This is a genomic window from Micromonospora taraxaci, assembly GCF_007830095.1.
GTDB lineage: Bacteria > Actinomycetota > Actinomycetes > Mycobacteriales > Micromonosporaceae > Micromonospora > Micromonospora taraxaci.
In genome coordinates, this window is the sequence record NZ_VIWZ01000001.1 from 1088521 (window position 1) to 1109895 (window position 21375).

Below are 21375 nucleotides of genomic sequence, written 5' to 3' on the forward strand. Positions count from 1 at the left end.
GTTCAGGGGCTTGCGGAAATGAAGGTATCAGTTGCCCGGAACACGGGATGCGCTCCGTCCGACCGTTTCCTACCTCACTGCGGCTTCCCAAATCCGATCTTCTCTGATGAAATCGCGGCCGTGCCGCGCGTGGTCCCCTCCGCTTACGGCATGGCTCGGCGGGTCAGGCGGGGAAGAAACGACGGAGGCGATGTCGTGAGCACCGGACCGACGGCCCTGCCCGCGCTCGGCGACAACACTCGGCGTCCGAGCCGACGGTTGCCCAGACTGCGGGACGCACGAATCCGGTCCAAGCTGGCGCTGATCCTGGTCGTTCCGGTGGCGGCGGTGATCGCGCTGGCCACGGTCCGGTTGATCACCGTTGGTGAGGGTGCCCTCGACGCCACCCGGGCCCGTTCGTTGACGGCGCTCGCCGTCGACGTCAGCGCCCTCACGCAGGATCTCCAGAGCGAGCGGATGGCCGCGGCGGCCTACCTGGCCACGCCGCAGCAGCCGGCGGACGCGTACAACCTGCGGGTCCGTCAGACGCAGCAGCAGGTGGACGAGTACCGCGCCGAGCGGGGCCGGGTCGGCGAGGTGCCGGCGGCCCTGCGCGAGCGACTCGCCGTCATCGACGAGCACCTGGCCACTCTGGACGGCACCCGCCAGGAGGTTCTGGACCGCCGGCAGATGGCGGTCGCCGAGGCGGTGCTCCGCTACGGCGTCATCCTCACCGACCTGGTCGCGTACGGCGACGGTCTGGCCCAGCTGCCCGGCTCCGAAAGCCTGGCGGACAGCCGCCGCGCGGTTGCCGCCTTCGCCCGCGCAAAGGCCTCCGTGGCCGAGGAGCAGGCGGTCGCCTTCACCGCGCTGACGGCGGGTCAGCTCGACTCGGAGCAGTTCTCCTCCTTCGTGGCGACCCTGACCAGTCAGCAGGAGTCCCTGGTCGCCTTCTCCCTGGCCGCCGACCCGGTACAGCGCGCACTCGTCGACAGCACCGTCTCGGGTGACGCGGTCGGTCTGGCCGACCGGGTGGCCACCGACATCACCCGCTCGGTCGGGCAGCGCCCGCTGGTCACCGCGCAGGACGCCACCGCCGCCATCGGCGCGGTGAACGACCTGATGCGCTGGGCCGAGATCCAACTTCAGGACCGACTGCTTCAGCAGGCCGACGAGGCGCGCTCGGACGTCATCCGGCAGGCCGTCGTCGAGTCGGTACTGGTGCTGCTGACGCTGATCATCGCCGTGACGCTGGCCGTGGTGCTGGCCCGCTCGCTCAACCACTCGCTGCGCCGGCTGCGTGAGGGCGCCCTCTCGGTGGCGAACCACGACCTGCCGGACGCCGTGCAGCGGTTGCAGACCATGGGCAGCGTGGGCGACGGCGGGGTGGACGAGATCGTCCGCCAGGTCCGGGACCCCATCCAGCTCAACAGCCGCGACGAGGTCGGTCAGGTCGCGGTGGCCTTCAACGTCGTCCACCGCGAGGCGGTACGGGTCGCGGCCGAGCAGGCGGCGCTGCGTACCAGCGTCTCGGCGATGTTCCTCAACCTGGCCCGCCGTAGTCAGACCCTGGTCGACCGGATGATCGGTGAGCTGGACGCGATCGAGCGTGGCGAGGAGGACCCGAAGCGGCTCGCGCAGCTCTTCGAGCTGGACCACCTGGCCACCCGAATGCGCCGCAACGACGAGAACCTGCTGGTCCTGGCCGGTGCCGACTCGGCAGTACCGCGTCGCGACGACGCGCTGGTGGTCGACGTTCTGCGTGCCGCCCAGTCCGAGGTGGAGCTGTACAACCGCATCGAGTTCGGGACGGTGGACACCGACATCTCGGTGGCCGCGCACGCGGTCAACGACGTGGTACGCCTCGTCGCCGAGCTTCTCGACAACGCCACCCGGTTCTCGCCGCCGAACACCACTGTGGTCGCCGATGGTCGCCGGATCCGCGACTACGTCCTCATCCAGATCGAGGACCGTGGGCTCGGCCTCACCGACGAGCAGCTCGACTCGCTCAACCGCCGGTTGGCCGCACCGCCGAGCGTCGACGTCGCCGCGTTCCGGTTGATGGGTCTGGCCGTGGTCAGCCGGCTCGCCTCCCGCTACGGCATCCGGGTGGAGCTGCGTCGCAACGTGGAGGGCGGCACCGTCGCCCAGGTGACGTTGCCCGCCGCCACCGTGGTGCTGCCCAGCAGCCGGGGACGCGACCAGGCGCTCACCCGCCCGCGTCAGCCGATGGCCGTTGAGCAGACGCCGCTCACGCCGGCCGGGCACGCCGAGCAGTTCGCCGGCGCCGCGACCTCGGCGGCGACGCTGCCGGACCAGTGGCGGACCAACACACCGGCAACCACGCAGTGGCAGTCCCCACTGGATTCGCGGGACACCACTCCGGCCGTGCAGGCGGGTGGGTACGCCGGCACGCGCTCGACGGTGCCGCCGGCACCCGCAGCCCCGGCACCCGTGGCACCGCTCCCGCCGGCGCGGCCCTCGTACGGCAACGGACTGGGCGCCTCGACGGGCAGTCCCACGGTGGCCTACCCGACCATCGACCCGCTGCCCCGGCGTGGCTCGACCTCGGACGCAGAGGACGGGCGCGCCGCCAACCCGGGCCTGCCGGTCGGGCCCGTCGCCGGACTCGGCGCGGTGGCACCGCCCGCCGCCCCGTCGGTGCCCGCCGCGCCGGTCAGCACCCGTCCGGACTTCCCCGCCGAAGCGCCGATCTTCCGGGAGATGGAGGCGGTCTGGTTCCGGTCGCACGGCGACGACGCCACCGCGATCTTCACCAGGCCGAACTTCGACGAGCCGCCGCCGACCACCGCAGCTTCGGCCGACGCCGGTCCGCGTACGCGCGGCGACTCCCGGCCGACTGCCGCTCCCGTGCCGGCCGCCGCGCCGGCCCGGCCGAAGCTGCCGACCCGTACCCCGGGCACCTCCAACACCGATGGTGCCGCCGCTTCGGGCGGCGGGGGTCTCGGCGGCGCGACAGCGGGCGGGCTCGGCACACCCCCCTCGGCACCCCCGTCGTACACTCCGCCTCCGGCTGCCCGGCCGACCGCGGCGCCCAGCGCGCCGTCGGCGGACCCGCAGGCCTGGCGGACGGCCGCGGACGAGGGCTGGTCGCGGGCCAGCCGGGCCGCCGAGCCGGCCCCGGCCGGGACCACCCGATCCGGGTTGCCCAAGCGGGTGCCACAGGCACAGCTCGTGCCGGGCGGCATCGAACCGAAGAGCGGCCGGGACCGCAGCCGGCGGACCCCGGATGAAGTACGTGGTCTGCTGTCGGCCTACCACCGCGGCGTACAGCGCGGTCGGACGGCCGGAACGGACCTGAACAGCACCTCGACCAAGGAGAGCCGATGAACAGGCCAGCTGCCATGCAGGACATGGGTTGGCTGCTCACCAACTTCGCCGACAGCGTGGCGGGTATCGCCCACGTGGTGGCGGTGTCCGCCGACGGGCTGCTGCTCGCGTCCTCCCGGGATCTTCCGGGGGACCGGGCCGACCAGCTCGCCGCGATCACCTCTGGCGTGGTGAGCCTGACCGAGGGCGCGGCCCGGATGTTCAGCGCGGGCGGGGTGTTGCAGACAGTCATCGAGATGGACAGCGGGTACCTCTTCCTGATGTCGATCAGCGACGGCTCGTCGATGGCCGTGCTGGCCGCGCGGAGCTGCGACGTGGGCCAGGTGGGCTACGAGATGGCGCTGCTGGTCGAGCGGGTGGGCGCCGCGCTGGTGCCGCTGCCGCGGGACGCGGTGCGGTCCTAGCACCGGTGAATCGGCGCGCGATCGGTGCGCCGAGCCTGAGACCGGAGCCGGCATCCGCCGACTCCACGGGGGACGAGGAGGTGATCGGGGATGGACCAACGGCGCGTTGACCCACGCGGGGCGCTGGTGCGTCCGTACGCGGTCACCCGCGGTCGTACCGAGCCCCGGCAGGACATCGCCCTCGAGGCCGTCCTCACCGCGTCTCTCACCCAGGTCGCCGAGTCCCGCTTCGCCGGGCATGACAAGCACCGCATCGCCACGGTCTGTGAGGGCCGAGCACAGTCGCTGGCGGAGATCGCCGCGTACACCCGGATGCCGCTGGGCGTCGCCCGGGTGTTGGTCGCCGACATGGTGGCCGAGAGCCTGCTGACGTTACACACTGCTGCTCCCGCCGAGGGGTTCGAGGAGCGGATGGAACTGCTTGGAAGGGTGCTAAGTGGACTTCGCAGGCTATGACCCCGCTGGGGGGCGGCCGGGCCGGGGAATCGTCTCCGCGAAGATCGTCGTCGCGGGCGGCTTCGGCGTTGGTAAGACGACACTGGTCGGGGCGATCTCCGAGATCACACCGCTGACCACCGAGGCGTTGATGACCGCGGCGGGCGTCGGTATCGACGACCCGTCCAAGGTGCCGGGCAAGGAGACCACCACGGTCGCCATGGACTTCGGCCGTATCACCATGGCCCAGGACCTGATCCTGTACCTCTTCGGTACACCCGGTCAGACCCGGTTCTGGTTCATGTGGGACGAGATCATCCGAGGTGCGGTGGGTGCCGCCGTGCTGGTGGACACGCGCCGGATCACCGACGCGTTCGCCCCGCTGGACTACTTCGAGAACCGCAACCTGCCGTACGTGGTGGCTCTGAACCGGTTCGACGGCGCTCCCCAGTACGAGCTGGAGGAGGTCCGCGAGGCGCTGGCCATCTCGCCGCAGGTGCCGCTGGTGATGACGGACGCCCGGCACCGGGAGTCGGTCAAGCAGGTGCTGGTGACGGTGGTCGAGCACGCCATGCTCCGCCTCGAGGCAGAGCACGGCCGGGGCTTCGCCGCACCGGTCGGCTGACCTGTCGTGTCCCGGCCGGCCGGTGTCCACCGGCTGGCCGCGACGCGTCAGTCCACCCGGAGGCGGTAGCCGCGCTTCACGACGGTCTGCACCACCCGGGGCGCGCGCAGGCCGGCCCGCAGGCGGGCGACGGCCATCTCCACCGCGTGCTCGTCCGCCCCTCGGGGCAGCGTGCGCAGCAACGCCGTGCGGGACAGCACCCGGCCGGGGGACTGGGCCAGGGCCCGTAGCACCGCCATCGGCGCGGGGGCGAGTGGCCGCAACTCGCCGTCGATCACGGCGGCGTGCCCGCGCAGCGTCAGCAGGTGCCCGCCGGCCTTGAACGTCACGGTCCGGCGGGGCAGCTCGTCGACGATGGTCCGCACCAGGGCCCCCAGTCGGGCCCGACCCGGCGCGCTCACCGGCACCCCGCGTCGGAGCAGCGGCTCGGCGGTCACCGCGCCGACACAGCTGGCGAGCACGTCGCTGCGGAACGCGGAGAGCAGCGCGTCGGTGCGGTCCCCGGCTGCCCGCAGCAGCGCCTCGGCCGCCGGCGCCGAGGTGAAGGTGACAGCGTCCACCAGCCGGCCGGCGATCAGGTCGATCAACCGGTGCAGCGGCGCCGGGTCGGTCGGCGGAGCCCAGCGGTAGACCGGCACCTCGATCACCGTCGCGCCGGCCGCCTCCAGTGCCATCGTGCAGTCGGGCTGCCGCTCACCGTGCAACTGCATGGCGATCACCTGCCCGGCCACGCCCCGCCGACGCAGGTGGTCCACCACCTCGTCGCAGCTCTCCGAGGCCGGCGACCACTGGTCGTGCAGCCCGGCCGCACGGATCGCGCCGCGCGCCTTCGGGCCGCGGGCCACCACGTACGAGCTGGCCAGCACCGAGCGCAGTGGCTCGCCCAGCCCCCAGCCCTCGGCCGCCTCCAACCACCCCCGCATGCCGATGCCGGTGTTCGCCATCAGGATGTCCGGCGGTTGGTCGAGGCAGGCGCGGGTCGCCTCGCGCAGCTCGGTGTCGTCAGACAGCGGCACGATCCGCAGCGCCGGGGCGAGCACGACCCGGGCGCCCCGCCGTTCGAGCAACGCGGCCAATTCGTCGCGCCGCCGGTCGGCGGTCACCCCGATGGTGAAGCCCGCCAGTTCCTCCCGCATCAACCCTCCTGTCGCAGCCGCACCTCGACCAGACCGTCGCGGCACCGTGCGTCGTGCCGGGCCACGGCCACCCCGGGCAGGTCGAGGCAGTGCCCGCTGCGCAGGTCGTACACCTGCTTGTGCAGCGGCGAGGCGACCGTCGGCACACCGCCGCGGCTGCCGACGATGCCCCGGGACAGCACGTACGCCCCGGAGACCGGATCGCGGTTGTCGATCGCGAACAGCCCGTCCGCCGTCCGGAACAGTGCGATCTGTGCGCCGTCGACCAGGGCGGCGACCCCCCGGTCCGGTTCGAGGCGGTCGAGGGTGCAGACAGCTGTCCAGCTCAGCGTGATGGTCTGGTTCATCGCCGTACCTCCGGTAGGCCGAGGGTGACCGGCCGACGGCGGTGACCGTCGGCGGGGGTGTCGCCCCGTGCCGGCACCGGTTGGCCGCGCTCCAGGGCAAAGGTGATCGACGGGTCGGGTACGTCGGGGGCGTTGACGAAGGAGGTGTAGCGGCGCAGCCGGTCCGGGTCGTCGAGCACGTCGCGCCACTCGTCGGAGTACGACGACACGTGCTGGGCCATCGCCGCGTCGAGTTCGGCGCAGAGCCCGAGCGAGTCGTCCACGATCACCGAGCGCAGGTGGTCCAGGCCGCCGTCCATCGCCTCGATCCAGCCGGCGGTGCGTTGCAGCCGGTCGGCAGTGCGGATGTAGTAGATGAGGAATCTGTCGATCAGCGTGATCAGCGTTTCCGTGGACAGGTCGGTGGCGAACAGGTCGGCGTGCCGGGGCCGGAAGCCGCCGTTGCCACCGACGTAGAGATTCCAGCCGGTCTCGGTGGCGATGATGCCGAAGTCCTTGCTGCGGGCCTCCGCGCACTCGCGGGCGCAGCCGGAGACCGCCGACTTGAGCTTGTGCGGGGCACGTAGCCCCCGGTAGCGCAGCTCCAGGGCGACGGCCAACCCCACCGAGTCCTGTACGCCGTACCGGCACCAGGTCTCGCCCACACAGGACTTCACCGTCCGCAGCGCCTTGCCGTACGCGTGACCGGACTCGAAGCCGGCGTCCACCAGTCGTCGCCAGATCTGCGGCAACTGCTCCACCCGCGCCCCGAACAGGTCGATGCGCTGCCCGCCGGTGATCTTCGTGTAGAGCTGGAAGTCTCGGGCCACCTCGCCGATCACGATGAGCTTCTCCGGGGTGATCTCGCCGCCCGGGATACGCGGCACCACCGAGTAGCTGCCGTCGCGTTGCAGGTTGGCGAGGAAGTGGTCGTTGGTGTCCTGCAACGACGCCTGCTCACCGTCGAGCACGTGCCCGCTGCCCAGCGACGCGAGGATCGACGCCACCACCGGCTTGCAGATGTCGCAGCCGCGCCCCCGACCGTGTTCGGCGACCAGCCGGGAGAACGTGCGGATGCCGCGTACGCGGACGATCTCGAACAACTCCCGGCGACTGACGTCGAAGTGCTCGCAGAGCGCGCTGGACTGCGCCACGCCGGCCGCGTCCAGGAGCTGCTTCAGCATCGGCACGCAGGAACCGCAGCTCGTGCCGGCCCGGGTGCACGCCTTCAACGCCGGCACGTCCGCGCAGCCGCCGGCGATGGCGGCGTCCACGTCGCCCCGGGTCACCGCGTTGCAGGAGCACACCTGAGCCTCGGCGGGCAGGGCCCCGGCGTCCGCCCCGCCACCGTCCGGGGCGAGCAGCGCCAGCGGGGCCGCCGGCAGCGGGCCCCCCACGCTGGCCCGCAACGTCGGGTACGCGCTGGCGTCACCGACCAGCACTCCGCCGAGCAGGGTGTGCGCGTCGTCGGAGAGGACCAGCTTCGCGTAGACCCGCGTGGCCGGGTCGGTGAAGGTGACGTCCAGGCAACCGGGGGTCACACCGTGGGCGTCCCCGAACGAGGCCACGTCGACCCCGAGCAGCTTGAGCTTGGTGGCGGTGTCCGCGCCCGGGAACGTCGCCGCGCCGCCGACCAGCCGGTCGGCCACCACCTCAGCCGTCGCGTACCCCGGCGCCACCAGCCCGTGACAGGTGCCGTCGACCGCCGCGCACTCACCGATCGCCCAGATCCGCTCGTCGGCGCTTTGGCAGGTCTCGTCGACCAGCACCCCGCCGCGCGGACCCAGTGGCAGGTCGGCGTCCCGGGCCAGTTGGTCCCGGGGCCGGATACCGGCGGCCACCACCACCAGCTCGGCGTCGAGCGCGCCGCCGTCGGACAGCTCCAGCGCGGCCACCGCGCCGTCCGGGCCTGGTCGGATCGCGCTGGTCGCGACCCCGAGATGGGTCCGTACGCCCAACTCGTCGACGTAGCGCCGCAGCATCGCGCCGCCGGCCTGGTCCACCTGCACCGGCATCAGCCGGGGCGCGAACTCGACCACGTCGGTGCTCAGGCCGAGCAGCCGCAGCGCGTTCGCCGCCTCCAACCCGAGCAACCCGCCACCGATGACCGCGCCGACCCGCCGGCCCTCCGCGTACGACCGGATCGCCGCCAGGTCGTCAAGCGTCCGGTAGACGAAGACCCCGGGCAGCTCCGCGCCGGGCACCGGCGGCACGAACGCGTACGACCCGGTGGCCAGCACCAGCGCGTCGTACTGGTACTCGCCGACGTCGGTGGTCACCACCCGCCGCGCCCGGTCGATGGCGGTGGCCGGTTCGCCCAGACGCAGCAGCACCCCGTCGTGCGGTGTGTACAGGTTGAGTTCGCTTTCGCTGACGCCATCGAAGTACGCCGAGAGCCGCACCCTGTCGTACGCCGGGCGTCGCTCCTCGGCCAGCACTGTCACCCGCCAGCGGCCCTCCGGGTCGCGTGCGCGCAGCGCGTCGACGAAGCGCTGCCCGACCATGCCGTTGCCGATGACGACCAGATCGCCGCCGTTCATCGCGTCACCTCCACCGATTCCGCCTGGCTCAGCCAGTCGACGATGCCGCCCACCGCGTCCCGGCACCCGCCGCAGCCGGTGCCGGCCCGGGTCGCCGCCACGACCGCGTCGACAGTCCGGGCTCCGGAGCGCCAACTGCGTACGAGTGCGCCCTTGCTCACCGTGTTGCATTGGCAGACAGTGGCCGCGTCCGGCATCAGCGCCGGTGACGCGGCCGGGGTCGCGCCGGTCGTGCCCAGGGCCCGGCCCAACAGGAGTGCCCGCCGGTCGGCCGGGACCGGGTGACCACGGTCGAAGAGCTGGATCACCGTCCCGACGGCCGGGTTGTCGCCGAGCAGGATCGCGCCGATCAGCCGCTCGTCGCGGATCCGCAGCCGGGCGTACGTGCCCCGGGCCGGGTCGGTGAAGGTCAGCTCCTCGCCCGGCCCGCCGCTGACCGGGTCACCCATCGAGGCCAGGTCGATCCCGGCGGCCTTGAGCCGGGTCACCACCGGCTGGGGGCGGTACCGCGCCAACGGGTCCGTCCCGGTCAGCACGTCCGCGAGCACCCGCGCCTGGGCCCAGGCGGGCGCGACCAGCCCACTGAGCACACCGTCGTGCTCGGCGCAGTCGCCGATCGCCGAGATGGAGCGGTCGTCGGTGCGGAGCCGGTCGTCCACCACCACCCCGCGCCGGACGGTCAGCCCGGCGGCCTGCGCCAGGGCGGTGTCCGGGCGTACGCCGCAGGAGAGCACCAGCAGGTCGGCGTGCAACGTCCGGCCGTCGGCGAGGTCGAGGCGAACACCGTCGGCGTCGGCGGCCACGCCGGTCGCCGGCACCGCGAGTTGCACGGTGACGCCGAATCCGGCGAGCGTGCCGGCGAGCACCGCACCGGCCGCCGGGTCGAGCTGCCGTTCCATCAGGTGCTCTCTCGGGTGCACCACTGTGGTGGTCAACCCCCGGCTGGCCAGGCCCCGGGCGGCCTCCAGGCCGAGCAGACCGCCGCCCAGCACCAGGGCGCTGCGTGCGCCGTCCGCTGCGGCGAGGATCCGCCGGCAGTCGTCCAGGGTCCGGAAGGGAACCACCCGCTCCGGGAGGTCCGCCGGATCGAGGCCGGGCAGTGGCGGCACCACGGCTCGTGCGCCAGTGGCCAGCACCAGGTGGTCGTACCCGATGCGTTCGCCGTCGGTGTGGACCTCCCGCGCGGACCTGTCGATCGCGGTCACCGGTACGCCGGTGCGCAGGTCGATGCCGTGCCCGGCGGCCTCGGTCAGCTCCACGTCCGGCTCGTCGATGCGTCCGGCCAGCAGTGTGGAGAGCAGGATCCGGTTGTACGCGCGGTGCGGCTCCGCCCCGAGCACTGTGACCTTCCGGTCCCCCTCCCGGGCGTGCAGTTCGCCCGCGAGGCGGGCGCCCGCCATGCCGTTGCCGACGATCACCACCCGGGCGGTCATGCCTTCTCCACCCGGACCGCGCAGATCTTGAACTCGGGCATCCCGGAGATCGGGTCGACCGCGTCGTTGGTCACCGAGTTGGCCCGTCCCGCCCCCGGGTAGTGGAACGGGGCGAACACCGTGTCCGGTCGGATCCCGGCGCTGAGCCGGGCCGGGGCGCACAACTCGCCCCGACGCGAGGTGACCCGCACCGGGTCGCCGTCGTCGACGCCCAGTCGGGCGGCCAGATCGGGGTGCAACTCGACGAACGCCTCCGGGGCGGCCCGCCGCAGCGCGGGTACCCGGCGGGTCTGGGTGCCCGACTGGTACTGCGTCAGCACCCGGCCGGTGGTGAAGTGCAGCGGGTACGTCGCGCAGACTTCCTCGGCGGCGGGCCGATGGTCGACGCTGTGGAACCGGGCCCTTCCGTCCGGGGTCGCGAACCGGTCGGCGAAGAGCCGTGGTGTGTCCGGCCCGTCCTCGGTGCGGCAGGGCCAGTAGACGCCGTCTTGGTCGTCGATCCGGGCCCAACTGATTCCGGCGTAGTCGGCCGCCCCACCGGCGGAGGCCCGACGCAGCTCGGCGAAGACGGTGGCCGGGTCGGCCGGGAACCGTGCTGCCGCAACGGCTTCCGGCCGCGCGCCGGGTGACCCGGTGCCGGCCGTTCCGATGACGGCCGTTTCGGCGGTCGCCAGTCGGGCGGCGAGGTCGGAGATGATGGCCAGGTCGGTGCGTACGCCCGGCGGGGGGTTGCGCAGCGCGCGACGACGCAGCACCCGACCTTCCAGGTTGGTCATCGTGCCGTCCTCCTCGGCCCACTGCGCGGTGGGCAGCACTACGTCGGCCAGCGCGGCCGTCTCGGAGAGCAGCAGGTCGGCGACGACCAGCAGGTCGAGGTCACGCAATCGCCGCTCGATCCGGGTCGCCCGGGGCGCGGAGACCACCGGGTTGGAGCCGAAGACCAGCAACGCCCGGGGGCCGTCCGGAGTGCCGAGCGAGTCGAGCAACTGGTAGGCCGGCACACCCGGGCCGGGCAGCTCGTCGGCTGTCACCCCCCAGACCTCGGCGACGTGCTCCCGGGCCGCCGGATCGTCGATCTTCCGGTAGCCGGGGAGCTGGTCGGCCTTCTGCCCGTGCTCCCGCCCGCCCTGGCCGTTGCCCTGACCGGTGAGGCAGCCGTACCCCGAACCGTCCCGGCCGGGCAGGCCGAGAGCGAGAGCCAGATTGACGTACGCGGTGACCGTGTCGACGCCCTTCGCGTGCTGCTCGGCGCCGCGCGCGGTCAGGATGATCACGCGTCCGCCGGTGCCCAACGCGCGGGCGGTCGCCTCCAGGTCGGCCACCGGCACCCCGGAGAGCTGTTCCGCGCGGGCCGGCCACCAGGCGGCGACGGTCCGGCGTACCGCCTCGAAACCACTGGTGCGCTCGGCCACGTAGGTGCGGTCGACCCACCCCTCGGTGAGCGCGATGTGCAGCAGCGCGTTGGCCACCGCGAGGTCGGTGCCGGGCAGCGGTTGCAGGTGCAGGTCGGCCTGACGGGCGGTCGCGGTGACGCGGGGGTCGACGACGATCAGCTGTCCGCCGTTGCGGCGCTGCTCGGTGAGCCAGCGCACCAGCGGTGGCATGGTCTCCGCCGGGTTGGCACCGACCAGCAGCAGCGTGTCAGCCCGGCCCAGGTCGGCGAGTGGGAACGGCAGCCCCCGGTCGATGCCGAAGGCCCGCATCCCGGCGGCCGCGGCCGAGGACATGCAGAACCGTCCGTTGTAGTCGATGTGCCGGGTGCGTAGCCCGATCCGGGCGAACTTGCCCAACGCGTACGCCTTCTCGTTGGTCAGGCCACCGCCACCGAAGACGGCCACCGCGTCCGGGCCGGCGTCGTCCTGGATCGCGCGGATGCCGGTGACGATCCGGTCGAGCGCGGCGTCCCAGCTCGCCGGGCGCAGCTCGCCGGTGGCCGGGTCGCGCAGTAGCGGGTTGGTCAGCCGCTCCGGGTGGTCGAGCAGTTCGGCGGCGGTCCAACCCTTCTGGCAGAGCCCGCCCCGGTTGGTGGGGAACTGGCGGGGGTGGACCGTCACACCGGTGTCGTCCTCGCGCAGCGTCATGCCGCACTGCAAGGCGCAGTACGGGCAGTGCGTCGCCACCTCCCGGGGCGTGAACCCCGGTCGAGTTGCCGACTGTGCACCGTCTGTCATGTCGGGAAAGCGTGCCGCCGAGCGGTTTCCGGTCCGGGTCCCTTCTGTTTCGGTCCTGTCAAGTGGGGCTCACACCGCACCGGGGCAGCGAGCCCGTTGGAGGGTGCGGGTTCGAGCCTGTGGAGCTGAATCGTTTACGACATCGACTGTTGATTCGTTTGCGACATCAGCTCCACAGCGGCAGCGCACGTCACCCCACGGTCGGTCAGCGCACGTCGTAGCGGTGTGGTCGGCGGGTCAGTGACAGCCAGCCGAGGAACCGGGCGTGGAGTGCCCGCGGGTCAGGATGAACGCCCAGGGAGTACAGGTCGTGAACCGCATCCTGCATGTTCGCTGCCAGGTAGAACGCCAGGGCGACCGAATGGCCGTAGAACTCGGTCGCCAGGTGAAGCTGAGCCGGTGCACACGGCCAGGGCGCCGCGCAGTTACGGCAGAGCCACGCCGGGCGCATCGGCTGGTGCGGGCGAGGTCGGCGGCTCATCCGACCCTCACCGGACCGCGCTTGATTGGCGCGCCGGTGGTCGGGCGACGGGCTGCTGGGGCGGGCGGGTCCGGCCAGATCAGGCCCGCCGACATCACGAACAGGCTCCGGCGCGCGACCGCAGCACCCTTCGCGGCCAGCTGGTAACCGTCGATCCACAGCCACCCGTCGTACGTCGGCCAGTCGAGTACGCGAATCACCCGGACGAAGATCGGGCGCATGAACTGCACACTCGCCGCGCGGGTCAGGTGTAGGACTTCACCCGTGTGCGGTCGCCGTGGCGTGGGCTTCGGCTCGGGTCTCCGATCGTGCGGCTCATCCGGCACGGCGCGCTCTCCCCTGGTCGTCACTGTGGGAAGGGCCGCCCGTGGTGCACCCGTGGAGATCTTGGACAGTTTCCGTTACGCGAGAACGGAAACTGTCCAAGATCTGCGGCAGGCCAAGGGCGGCCCCGACACGAACGCGTCCGCCGGGTCTCGGGTCCCTACCGGCCGCGCCGTCTGCCGGTTACATTGCCGAGAGCGATGGGATCAGTACACGACGTAGCTCTATTCCCGGGGACGTTCGGGACGTTCTTCGTGGAGGCGGGATGAACCATGCACTTCAATTAGCCATGGCCGAAGCTGGTGAGACAGCCGAGAGTCTTGCAGCTCAGACGGGGGTGGATCCGAAAACGGCAGCGCGGTGGATAAGCCCGGGACGCGTGCCGCAGCCCCGTCGGCGCGCAAAGCTGGCTGCGCTCCTCGGGAGGGACGTTGGGGACCTCTGGCCGGATGTCCTTAAGCGGCGCGAGCCGCAATGGCTGCGCGAGTGGGTCGACTGGGAACGTGAAGCCGTTGCGATCCGGTGGTTCGAGCACACCTGGGTGCCCGGCCTTCTGCAGACGGACGCGTATGCGCGGGCGACGTTGACGGGCGAAGCGTTGACGCTTGACGAAGTTGACGATGTGGTCGCCTCCCGCATCGACCGCCAGGCCATCCTTCGCCGCGAACGTCCACCCCTTCTGGTCACAGTCGTCCACGAACTGGTCCTGTACCAATCGGCGTATGGCGACCGGTCATTGATGCGTGAGCAGGTCGCCCACCTTGCGCAATGCGCGGCACTGCCCGCTGTTCAGGTGCTCGTAGTGCCGCAGGACGTCGGGATGTATCCGGGCCTCGGCGGGGGGTTCATCGTGGCCGAGCTGCCCGACGGCGGGCAGGTCGCACATATCGACAGCCAGGTGCGGGCGCAGATCCTTAATGGAGCTGCGGACGTTGCTACGCTCAATCACAGGTGGGAACGCATCAGAAGTGAGGCTCTTTCCCGTCAACAGTCCCTCGACCTGATCAGGAAAGCAGCGGGATCATGGACCTGACCGGCGCGCAGTGGCGTAAGAGCACAAAGAGCGGAAACAACGGAGGCTCGTGCGTCGAGGTCGCTGACAATCTCCCCGGCGTCGTCCTCGTCCGCGACACCAAAGACCGCGACGGCGGGACGCTGACCTTCGAGCCGGCAGCATGGGCCGGCTTCGTCGACCTGGCGAAGGTGATCGGCCCCGTCGGCTGACCAGTGCAGCACAAACCGCCCCCGGTGTCCTGGAGGTTCCACGGAAACCCGGGGGCTTTTCGTGTGTCCAGGATGAGGTCCGCTCACCGTGCAGCGCTTATAATGTGGGAAAACTGTCTCAAAGTTTGGGAGATGGCGATGAGCGTGACGGACGTTTTCGACGCGGTGGCCGGCACCTACGACGAGGCGCGCCGGCGGTTGGTGCCCTGCTTCGACAGCTTCTACGGCACCGCCGTCCAGGTCGCCGCGCCGCCGTTGCGGGCCGCGCTCGCCGCGGGGCGTACCCCGGAGGTTCTGGATCTGGGCGCGGGCACCGGCCTGCTCTCGTTGCTGCTCGCTGCGGCGGTGCCCGGAGTCCGGCTGACCCTGGTGGACGGAGCGCCGGCGATGCTCGCCCGCGCCGCCGACCAGTTGGACGCGCGGTCCGTGCCATACCTGACGGTCCACGCCGACCTGGCCGACGAGCTGCCGCCGGGCCGGTACGACGCGGTGGTCAGCGCGCTGGCGATCCACCACCTGGACGACGCCGGCAAGCGTGCGCTCTACCGGCGGGCCGCTGCCGCGCTGGCGCCGGGTGGGGTGTTCGTCAACGCCGAGCAGGTCGCCGGCCCGACCCCGGAGCTGGACCGGCGCTACGACGAGGTGTGGATGGAGCAGATCACCGAACTGGGCGCGTCCCCCGAGGAGATCGCCAGCTCCCGGGGCCGGATGCGCCACGATCGGCCGGCGACCGTGGCCGACCAGTGCCGGTGGCTCGCCGAGGCCGGCCTGGTTGACGTCGACTGCTACTTCAAGGAGTGGCGTTTCGCGGTGTTCGGCGGTCGTGCCGCGTGAAGACAACCGTTTTGTGCGTTTCGCCGCCCGAGGGCGAGCAGGTGAGGGCAGGGATGACTGTCGGTCATACCTCTGGGTAATCTGCTCGGCATGACTGCCAAGGTGACTCTCTCGTTCACGGACGAGACGATCGAGGAGGCCCGGCGGTTCGCCAAGCGCGAGGGCCTGTCGCTCTCCGCGTGGATGGACCAGGCCGCCCGCGAGAAGGCGCTGCGCGAGGTTTTCACCCAGCACGCCGCCGCCGTGGGCCGAGCCGGTCTGGACCTGGAGTCCGCCGCTCTCGCCGACGCCCGCGAGGTGGGCATGGTCAACGACCTGCTCTCCGGCGGACGGCCGCGTGCTGCGTAGGGGAGAGGTCTGGCGCATCGAGGGCGCCCGGGAACGCCTCGGGCTCGTGGTCAGCTCGGACGTCTACAACTCCACCGACGTACCCATCGTGATCGTGGTCGAGGTCGTCGAGGAATCGCTGCTGCGTGACTCGCCGCTCGCCGTGTCGATGGGTCGGTACGTCGTGATGCCCGACCGCATCTCCTCGCCGATGAAGAAGTGGTTCACCGAATGCGTGGACGTCGCCGACACCGACACCATGCTCCGGGTCGGCCGCGCGCTGCGCATCCTCCAGCAACTCTGAGCGGCACCTCACCACCGCCGCCGACCCGTGGTGCGGTCCACGTTTCCGGGCCGACCCGCGACGGGCACTGTCAGGTAACCCGGCGTTCCTAGCGTTCCTCCTCGTCACACCGACGAGGAGGAGCCGCCGTGAGCACGCTCACCAGCACCGCAGTCGCCCCCGGGCCGCCGGCCACCACCGGCCGTGCGCGCCGGCTCGACGACTGGCGCCCCGAGGACCCCGACTTCTGGCGGACGACGGGCGCGCCGATCGCCCGGCGCAACCTCTGGGTCTCGATCTTCGCCGAGCACGTCGGCTTCTCGGTCTGGAGCCTCTGGTCGGTCACAGTGCTCTTCCTCGGCCCGGCCTACGGCATCGACCCGGCCGGGAAGTTCCTGCTCACCGCCGTACCCGCCGCGCTGGGCGCGGTGCTGCGGCTGCCGTACACGCTGGCGGTGGCCCGCTTCGGCGGACGGCGCTGGACGATCATCAGCGCACTCATGCTGCTGGTGCCCACGGTGCCGATGACGGTGCTGCTGGAACCCGGGGTGTCCTACTCCACCCTGATGGTGCTCGCCTGCCTGACCGGCGTGGGCGGGGGCAACTTCGCCTCCTCGATGGCGAACATCAACCTGTTCTACCCGGAGCGGCTCAAGGGCCGGGCCCTCGGGCTCAACGCGGGCGGTGGCAACCTCGGCGTACCCGCTGTGCAACTGGTCGGGCTGGCCGTCCTCGCCACCGCCGGTGCCGCGTACCCCCGGCTGGTCCCGGCGGTCTACCTGCCGTTGATCGTGCTGGCGGCGCTGGCGGCGGCCCGCTGGTTGGACACCGTGCCCGGCGCGCGCAACGAGCCCGGCGCGCTGCGCGAGGCGGCCCGCGACCCGCACACCTGGGTCATGTCACTGCTCTACATCGGCACCTTCGGCTCGTTCATCGGCTTCGGCTTCGCCTTCGGCCAGGTGCTCCAGCTCCAGTTCGCCGAGCGGTTCCCCACCCCGGTCGACGCCGCCTGGCTGACCTTCCTCGGTCCGCTCGTCGGCTCGCTGATCCGCCCGCTCGGCGGGCACCTGGCCGACCGGTTGGGCGGGGCCCGGGTGACCTTCTGGAACTTCGTCGCAATGGCGGCCGGCGCGGGCACCGTGCTGTACGCGGCCCGGGAGCGCTCGTTCGGGCTCTACCTCGCCGGGTTCATCGCCCTCTTCGTCTTCTCCGGCATCGGCAACGGCTCCACCTACAAGATGATCCCGGCGATCTTCCGGGCCCGGGCGGCGGACGCCGTGGCCACCGGTCGCCGCGATCCGGAGGCGGCCGCCCGGTGGGCGCGGCGGATGACCGGCTCGTTGATCGGCATCGCGGGTGCCGTCGGCGCGTCCGGCGGGGTGCTGGTCAACATCTCGTTCCGTCAGTCGTTCCTCGGCTCCGGCAACGCCGACGCCGCCTATCTGGCCTTCATCGGCTGGTACGCGTTGTGCTTCGCTGTCACCTGGGTGGTCTACCTGCGGCCCCGGGCCAATCGGCTGGCCAACGTGTGAGCTGGGCCACGTACGGCGTGTCGGTGCGGCGGACCGTACCCCCGTTTTGACCTGCGGACGGGGCGCCGGGTATCGTTGCCTGCTGTTGTACGACATCCAGAGGCGTGCCCCATCAGGTACGCTTGGTCGTTCGTGCGCGCTGGTCCGGCCTGCAAGATCTGGTCACCTCGGCGCGCGACCCCAGACCGACGACGAGACAAGGTAGACCTGTGCGTACGTACAGCCCGAAGCCGGGTGAGATCGAGCGTCAGTGGCACGTCATCGACGCCTCTGATGTCGTGCTGGGCCGCCTGGCCACCCACGCCGCCACGTTGCTGCGTGGTAAGCACAAGCCGACTTTCGCGCCGCACGTCGACACGGGCGACTTCGTCGTCATCGTGAACGCGGGCAAGGTTGCGCTGACCGGCAACAAGCGCCACACCAAGGTCGCTTACCGCCACTCCGGTTACCCGGGTGGTCTTAAGCAGGTCGGCTACGACGAGCTGCTGACCAAGCGCCCCGAGCGGGCCATCGAGCTCGCGGTGAAGGGGATGCTCCCGCACAACAAGCTCGGCCGTCAGCTGATCAAGAAGCTGAAGGTCTACGCCGGTGCCGAGCACCCGCACCTCGCGCAGCAGCCGGTGCCGTTCGAGATCAAGCAGATCGCGCAGTGAGCGCGGGCGAAGGAAGCAGCATGACCGACATCACCGAGACCGAGGTCGCCCCCGAGGTCACCGAGGCACCGGCGCCCGTCGCCCGCGCGCCGCGTGGTGACCGCCCGATCCAGACCGTGGGTCGGCGCAAGGAGGCCATCGTCCGGGTCCGTATCGTCCCGGGCACCGGCAAGATCACCTGCAACGGTCGCGACCTCGAGGCCTACTTCCCGAGCAAGGTGCACCAGCAGCTCATCAAGGACCCGCTGGTCACCGCCGAGAAGCCCGAGGCGTTCGACGTCATCGCCAACCTGCGTGGCGGCGGCACCACCGGCCAGGCCGGTGCGCTGCGGCTGGCCATCGCGCGTGCGCTGATCGTCAACGAGCCGGACGACCGCCCGGCCCTGAAGAAGGCCGGCTTCCTCACCCGGGACGCCCGGGTCAAGGAGAGCAAGAAGTACGGCCTCAAGAAGGCCCGTAAGGCTCCCCAGTACTCGAAGCGCTGATCTTTCCCAGCGCGTTGTACTTCTGACGGACGGCCGGTCCGCCTCCCCGCTCGGGGAGGTGGGTCGGCCGTTCCGCTTTCTCCTCATTGGTCGTGCTCATTCGGAGGTTGGCGGGTATGGGTCGGTTGTTCGGCACGGACGGCGTACGCGGGCGAGCGAACGCGGATCTCACCCCCGAGTTGGCGTTGGCGCTCGCCGTGGCCGCCGCGCACACACTCGCCGAGACAGACCGCAGCCACCCGCCGCTCGCCGTCGTCGGTCGGGACACCCGGGCCAGCGGCGAGATGCTGGAGGCCGCCGTGGTGGCCGGCCTGACCAGCGCCGGTGCCAACGTGGTGCGGGTCGGCGTGCTGCCCACCCCCGCGGTGGCGTTCCTCACCGCCGAGGCCAAGGCTGACCTCGGCGTGGTGCTCTCCGCGTCGCACAACCCGATGCCGGACAACGGGATCAAGCTCTTCGCCGCCGGCGGGCACAAGTTGCCCGACGAGATCGAGATGCAGATCGAGGCGGCCGTTGAGACGAACAGCACCACCGCCTGGGAGCGCCCGGTCGGTGCCGGCGTCGGCCGCGTGCACGACCTGCTCGACGGTGCGGACCACTACGTCCAGCACCTGGTCGGCGCCCTGCCGCACCGGCTGGAGGGCATCAAGGTCGTGGTCGACTGCGCCAACGGCGCGGCGAGCGAGGTAGCTCCCGTCGCCTACCGGGAGGCCGGCGCGGAGGTCGTCGCGATCAACGCCGAGCCCGACGGCCTGAACATCAACGACGAATGCGGCTCCAACCACATCGAGGCGCTGCGCGAGGCCGTTGTCGAACACGGCGCCCACCTGGGCATCGCCCACGACGGCGACGCCGACCGCATCGTCGCGGTCAGCGCCGACGGCGACGAGGTGGACGGCGACCAGGTCATGGCGATCCTGGCGCTGGCCATGCGCGAGGCCGGCACGCTCACGCAGGACACCCTCGTCGCCACCGTGATGAGCAACCTCGGACTACGGCTCGCGATGTCCGCGCAGGGCATCCGCCTGATCGAGACCAAGGTCGGCGACCGGTACGTGCTGGAGGAGCTGCGCGCCTCCGGTCTGGCGCTCGGCGGTGAGCAGAGCGGTCACATCGTGATGCCCGCACACGCCACCACCGGCGACGGTGTGCTCACCGGCCTGCACCTGATGGCCCGGATGGCGGCCACCGGCCAGTCCCTCGCCGAGCTGGCCTCGGTGGTCACCAAGCTGCCCCAGGTGCTGATCAACGTGCCGGTCGGCGACCGGACCGTCGGCGCCAACGCGCCCGCCGTCCGCGCCGAGGCTGAGCGCGCCGAGGCGGAGCTGGGTGAGACCGGCCGGGTGCTGCTGCGCCCGTCGGGCACCGAACCGCTGGTGCGGGTGATGGTCGAGGCCGCCACCGAGGCGACCGCCCGCGAGGTCGCCGAACGGATCGCCGAGCAGGTTCGCACCGCCAGCCCTGCCACGTCGTAGGTCGGATGGGCGCTGTGGAGCTGAAGCGTCAGCTCCACAGCCCCGGCCCGTCCAGCTCAGCGGCGCAGCGTGCGCAGCCGGGTGACCGCCTCGGTCAGCACCTCGGGGCGCTTGCAGAAGGCGAAGCGGACCAGCCGCCGGCCGGCGTCGATGTCGTCGTAGAAGACCTGCGTGGGCACCGCCACCACACCGCAACGCTCCGGCAGGGAACGGCAGAACTCCACTCCGTCCCGGCCGCCGAGGGCGGTGATGTCGGCGGTGACGAAGTACGTCCCCTCCGAGCCGAGCACGTCGAACCCGGCGTCGGTGAGACCGTCGACGAGTTGGTCACGTTGCTGCTGAAGCCCGTCCCGGAAGCCGGTGTAGTAGTCGTCCGGCAGGGCCAGCGCCACGGCCACCGCCGGTTGCAGCGGCGCGGCGTTCACGTACGTGAGGAACTGCTTCACCCGCACCACCGCCGAGACCAGCGCCGCCGGACCGCTCGCCCAACCGACCTTCCAGCCCGTGCAGGAGAACGTCTTGCCGGCCGACGAGATGCGCAGCGTCCGCTCCCGCATCCCCGGCAGGGTGGCCAGCGACACGTGCGGGCTCGCCGCGTCGGTGAAGACGAGGTGCTCGTACACCTCGTCGGTGACCGCGTACGCGTCGAACTCCTGGCACAGGTCGGCCACCATGGCCAACTCGGCCGGGGTGAAGACCTTGCCGGTCGGGTTGTGTGGTGAGTTGAGTAGCACCAACCGGGTGCGCGGGCCGAACGCCGCGCGAAGCGCCGCCGGGTCGAAGGCGTACCTGCCGTCGGCCGTCGGGCGCAGGGTCACCGGTCGCCGGACCGCCCCGGCCAGTGCGATCGAGGCGGCGTACGAGTCGTAGTACGGCTCGAAGCAGACCACCTCGTCGCCCGGTTCGCAGAGCGCGAGAATGCTCGCCGCGACAGCCTCGGTCGCCCCCGCGGTGATGACGATCTCGCCGTCCGGGTCGTACGTCAGGTTCTGGAATCGTTGCTGGTGGGCGGCGACCGCCGCGCGCAGGGCGGGGATACCCGGGCCGGGCGGGTACTGGTTGTGCCCGCCGCGCAGCGCCTCGGCGGCGGCGGCCAACATCTCCGGTGGTCCGTCGGTGTCGGGAAACCCCTGGCCGAGGTTGACCGCTCCGGTGCGCACGGCGAGGGCGGACATCTCGGCGAAGATCGTCGTGCCGAACGGCCGCATCCGGGCCACCAGCGGGTCGACATCGGTGCTCGTCACCTGCGCCAGCCTAAGGCCACCGACGGGTCGAACCCCAGACCCGTCGGGCTCATTCGCGTTCGCCCACGCCCACGCCCGCCTCACGCCCACGCCCGCCCTCGCGCCCGCTTGAT

Annotated in this window: 21 protein-coding genes; 13 read left to right on the forward strand and 8 right to left on the reverse strand. The window is 71.7% G+C overall.

Annotation, left to right across the window (positions count from 1 at the left end; genetic code table 11):
• The first annotated feature begins 195 nt into the window (after window positions 1-195).
• The 4 genes from FHU34_RS05210 to FHU34_RS05225 all read left to right on the forward strand — a co-directional run bounded on the left by FHU34_RS05210 (window position 196) and on the right by FHU34_RS05225 (window position 4794).
• The gene (locus tag FHU34_RS05210; RefSeq protein WP_145778924.1) at window positions 196-3330 is read left to right on the forward strand and encodes a sensor histidine kinase; all 3135 of its coding nucleotides are present in this window, start codon (window positions 196-198) and stop codon (window positions 3328-3330) included.
• Window positions 3327-3734, forward strand: a complete 408-nt coding sequence (locus tag FHU34_RS05215) for a roadblock/LC7 domain-containing protein (protein WP_007465177.1) — start codon at window positions 3327-3329, stop codon at window positions 3732-3734. Before FHU34_RS05210 ends, FHU34_RS05215 begins: the two co-directional genes overlap by 4 nt.
• A gap of 90 nt (window positions 3735-3824) precedes the next feature.
• On the forward strand, window positions 3825-4190 hold the full coding sequence (locus FHU34_RS05220; protein ID WP_088950207.1) for a DUF742 domain-containing protein: 366 nt from the start codon (window positions 3825-3827) through the stop codon (window positions 4188-4190).
• Window positions 4171-4794, forward strand: coding sequence for a GTP-binding protein (locus tag FHU34_RS05225; RefSeq protein WP_145778925.1), 624 nt, complete (start codon window positions 4171-4173; stop codon window positions 4792-4794). Before FHU34_RS05220 ends, FHU34_RS05225 begins: the two co-directional genes overlap by 20 nt.
• Before the next feature lie 47 nt (window positions 4795-4841).
• Here the strand turns inward: FHU34_RS05225 and FHU34_RS05230 are convergent, their stop codons facing one another.
• The 7 genes from FHU34_RS05230 to FHU34_RS05260 all read right to left on the reverse strand — a co-directional run bounded on the left by FHU34_RS05230 (window position 4842) and on the right by FHU34_RS05260 (window position 13102).
• Complete coding sequence (locus FHU34_RS05230) at window positions 4842-5930, reverse strand: uroporphyrinogen-III synthase (RefSeq protein ID WP_145778926.1); 1089 nt, start codon at window positions 5928-5930, stop codon at window positions 4842-4844.
• A complete protein-coding gene (gene nirD, locus FHU34_RS05235) occupies window positions 5930-6277 on the reverse strand; it encodes a nitrite reductase small subunit NirD (protein ID WP_145778927.1) in 348 nt (115 codons plus the stop codon). The genes FHU34_RS05230 and nirD overlap by 1 nt, the downstream gene beginning before the upstream one ends.
• The gene (nirB, locus tag FHU34_RS05240; protein ID WP_145778928.1) at window positions 6274-8796 is read right to left on the reverse strand and encodes a nitrite reductase large subunit NirB; all 2523 of its coding nucleotides are present in this window, start codon (window positions 8794-8796) and stop codon (window positions 6274-6276) included. Before nirB ends, nirD begins: the two co-directional genes overlap by 4 nt.
• Entirely contained in the window at window positions 8793-10229 is a 1437-nt protein-coding gene (locus FHU34_RS05245) for an FAD-dependent oxidoreductase (RefSeq protein ID WP_145778929.1), read from the reverse strand. The genes nirB and FHU34_RS05245 overlap by 4 nt, the downstream gene beginning before the upstream one ends.
• Window positions 10226-12310, reverse strand: coding sequence for a molybdopterin oxidoreductase family protein (locus FHU34_RS05250; protein ID WP_425280562.1), 2085 nt, complete (start codon window positions 12308-12310; stop codon window positions 10226-10228). Before FHU34_RS05250 ends, FHU34_RS05245 begins: the two co-directional genes overlap by 4 nt.
• A 295-nt stretch (window positions 12311-12605) precedes the next feature.
• Window positions 12606-12881 (reverse strand): hypothetical protein, encoded by a 276-nt coding sequence (locus tag FHU34_RS05255; protein ID WP_145778931.1) that lies wholly within the window; start codon window positions 12879-12881, stop codon window positions 12606-12608.
• Entirely contained in the window at window positions 12878-13102 is a 225-nt protein-coding gene (locus FHU34_RS05260; protein WP_145778932.1) for a hypothetical protein, read from the reverse strand. The genes FHU34_RS05255 and FHU34_RS05260 overlap by 4 nt, the downstream gene beginning before the upstream one ends.
• 368 nt (window positions 13103-13470) lie before the next feature.
• Between FHU34_RS05260 and FHU34_RS05265 the strand changes: the two genes are divergently transcribed.
• The 9 genes from FHU34_RS05265 (at window position 13471) to glmM (ending at window position 20018) form a co-directional block, all read left to right on the forward strand.
• On the forward strand, window positions 13471-14238 hold the full coding sequence (locus FHU34_RS05265) for a helix-turn-helix domain-containing protein (RefSeq protein WP_145778933.1): 768 nt from the start codon (window positions 13471-13473) through the stop codon (window positions 14236-14238).
• Window positions 14229-14429 carry a DUF397 domain-containing protein gene (locus FHU34_RS05270; protein WP_145778934.1) on the forward strand — a complete coding sequence of 67 codons (201 nt, stop codon included), beginning with the start codon at window positions 14229-14231 and terminating at the stop codon, window positions 14427-14429. Before FHU34_RS05265 ends, FHU34_RS05270 begins: the two co-directional genes overlap by 10 nt.
• 138 nt (window positions 14430-14567) lie before the next feature.
• Window positions 14568-15263: a class I SAM-dependent methyltransferase gene (locus FHU34_RS05275; protein ID WP_145778935.1), complete on the forward strand. Its 696-nt coding sequence runs from the start codon at window positions 14568-14570 to the stop codon at window positions 15261-15263.
• A gap of 90 nt (window positions 15264-15353) precedes the next feature.
• A complete protein-coding gene (locus FHU34_RS05280) occupies window positions 15354-15611 on the forward strand; it encodes a DUF6364 family protein (protein ID WP_145778936.1) in 258 nt (85 codons plus the stop codon).
• The gene (locus FHU34_RS05285) at window positions 15601-15894 is read left to right on the forward strand and encodes a hypothetical protein (protein WP_145778937.1); all 294 of its coding nucleotides are present in this window, start codon (window positions 15601-15603) and stop codon (window positions 15892-15894) included. Before FHU34_RS05280 ends, FHU34_RS05285 begins: the two co-directional genes overlap by 11 nt.
• Before the next feature lie 128 nt (window positions 15895-16022).
• On the forward strand, window positions 16023-17405 hold the full coding sequence (locus FHU34_RS05290) for a nitrate/nitrite transporter (RefSeq protein ID WP_145778938.1): 1383 nt from the start codon (window positions 16023-16025) through the stop codon (window positions 17403-17405).
• 209 nt (window positions 17406-17614) lie between these two features.
• Window positions 17615-18058 carry a 50S ribosomal protein L13 gene (gene rplM / locus FHU34_RS05295; protein WP_088987625.1) on the forward strand — a complete coding sequence of 148 codons (444 nt, stop codon included), beginning with the start codon at window positions 17615-17617 and terminating at the stop codon, window positions 18056-18058.
• Window positions 18059-18078: 20 nt separating this feature from the next.
• On the forward strand, window positions 18079-18543 hold the full coding sequence (gene rpsI / locus FHU34_RS05300; protein WP_145778939.1) for a 30S ribosomal protein S9: 465 nt from the start codon (window positions 18079-18081) through the stop codon (window positions 18541-18543).
• Window positions 18544-18659: 116 nt separating this feature from the next.
• Complete coding sequence (gene glmM, locus FHU34_RS05305; RefSeq protein WP_145778940.1) at window positions 18660-20018, forward strand: phosphoglucosamine mutase; 1359 nt, start codon at window positions 18660-18662, stop codon at window positions 20016-20018.
• A 56-nt stretch (window positions 20019-20074) separates the two neighbouring features.
• Here glmM and FHU34_RS05310 read toward each other — a convergent pair whose 3' ends face one another.
• The gene (locus FHU34_RS05310; protein ID WP_145778941.1) at window positions 20075-21262 is read right to left on the reverse strand and encodes a pyridoxal phosphate-dependent aminotransferase; all 1188 of its coding nucleotides are present in this window, start codon (window positions 21260-21262) and stop codon (window positions 20075-20077) included.
• Between the last annotated feature and the right edge of the window lie 113 nt (window positions 21263-21375).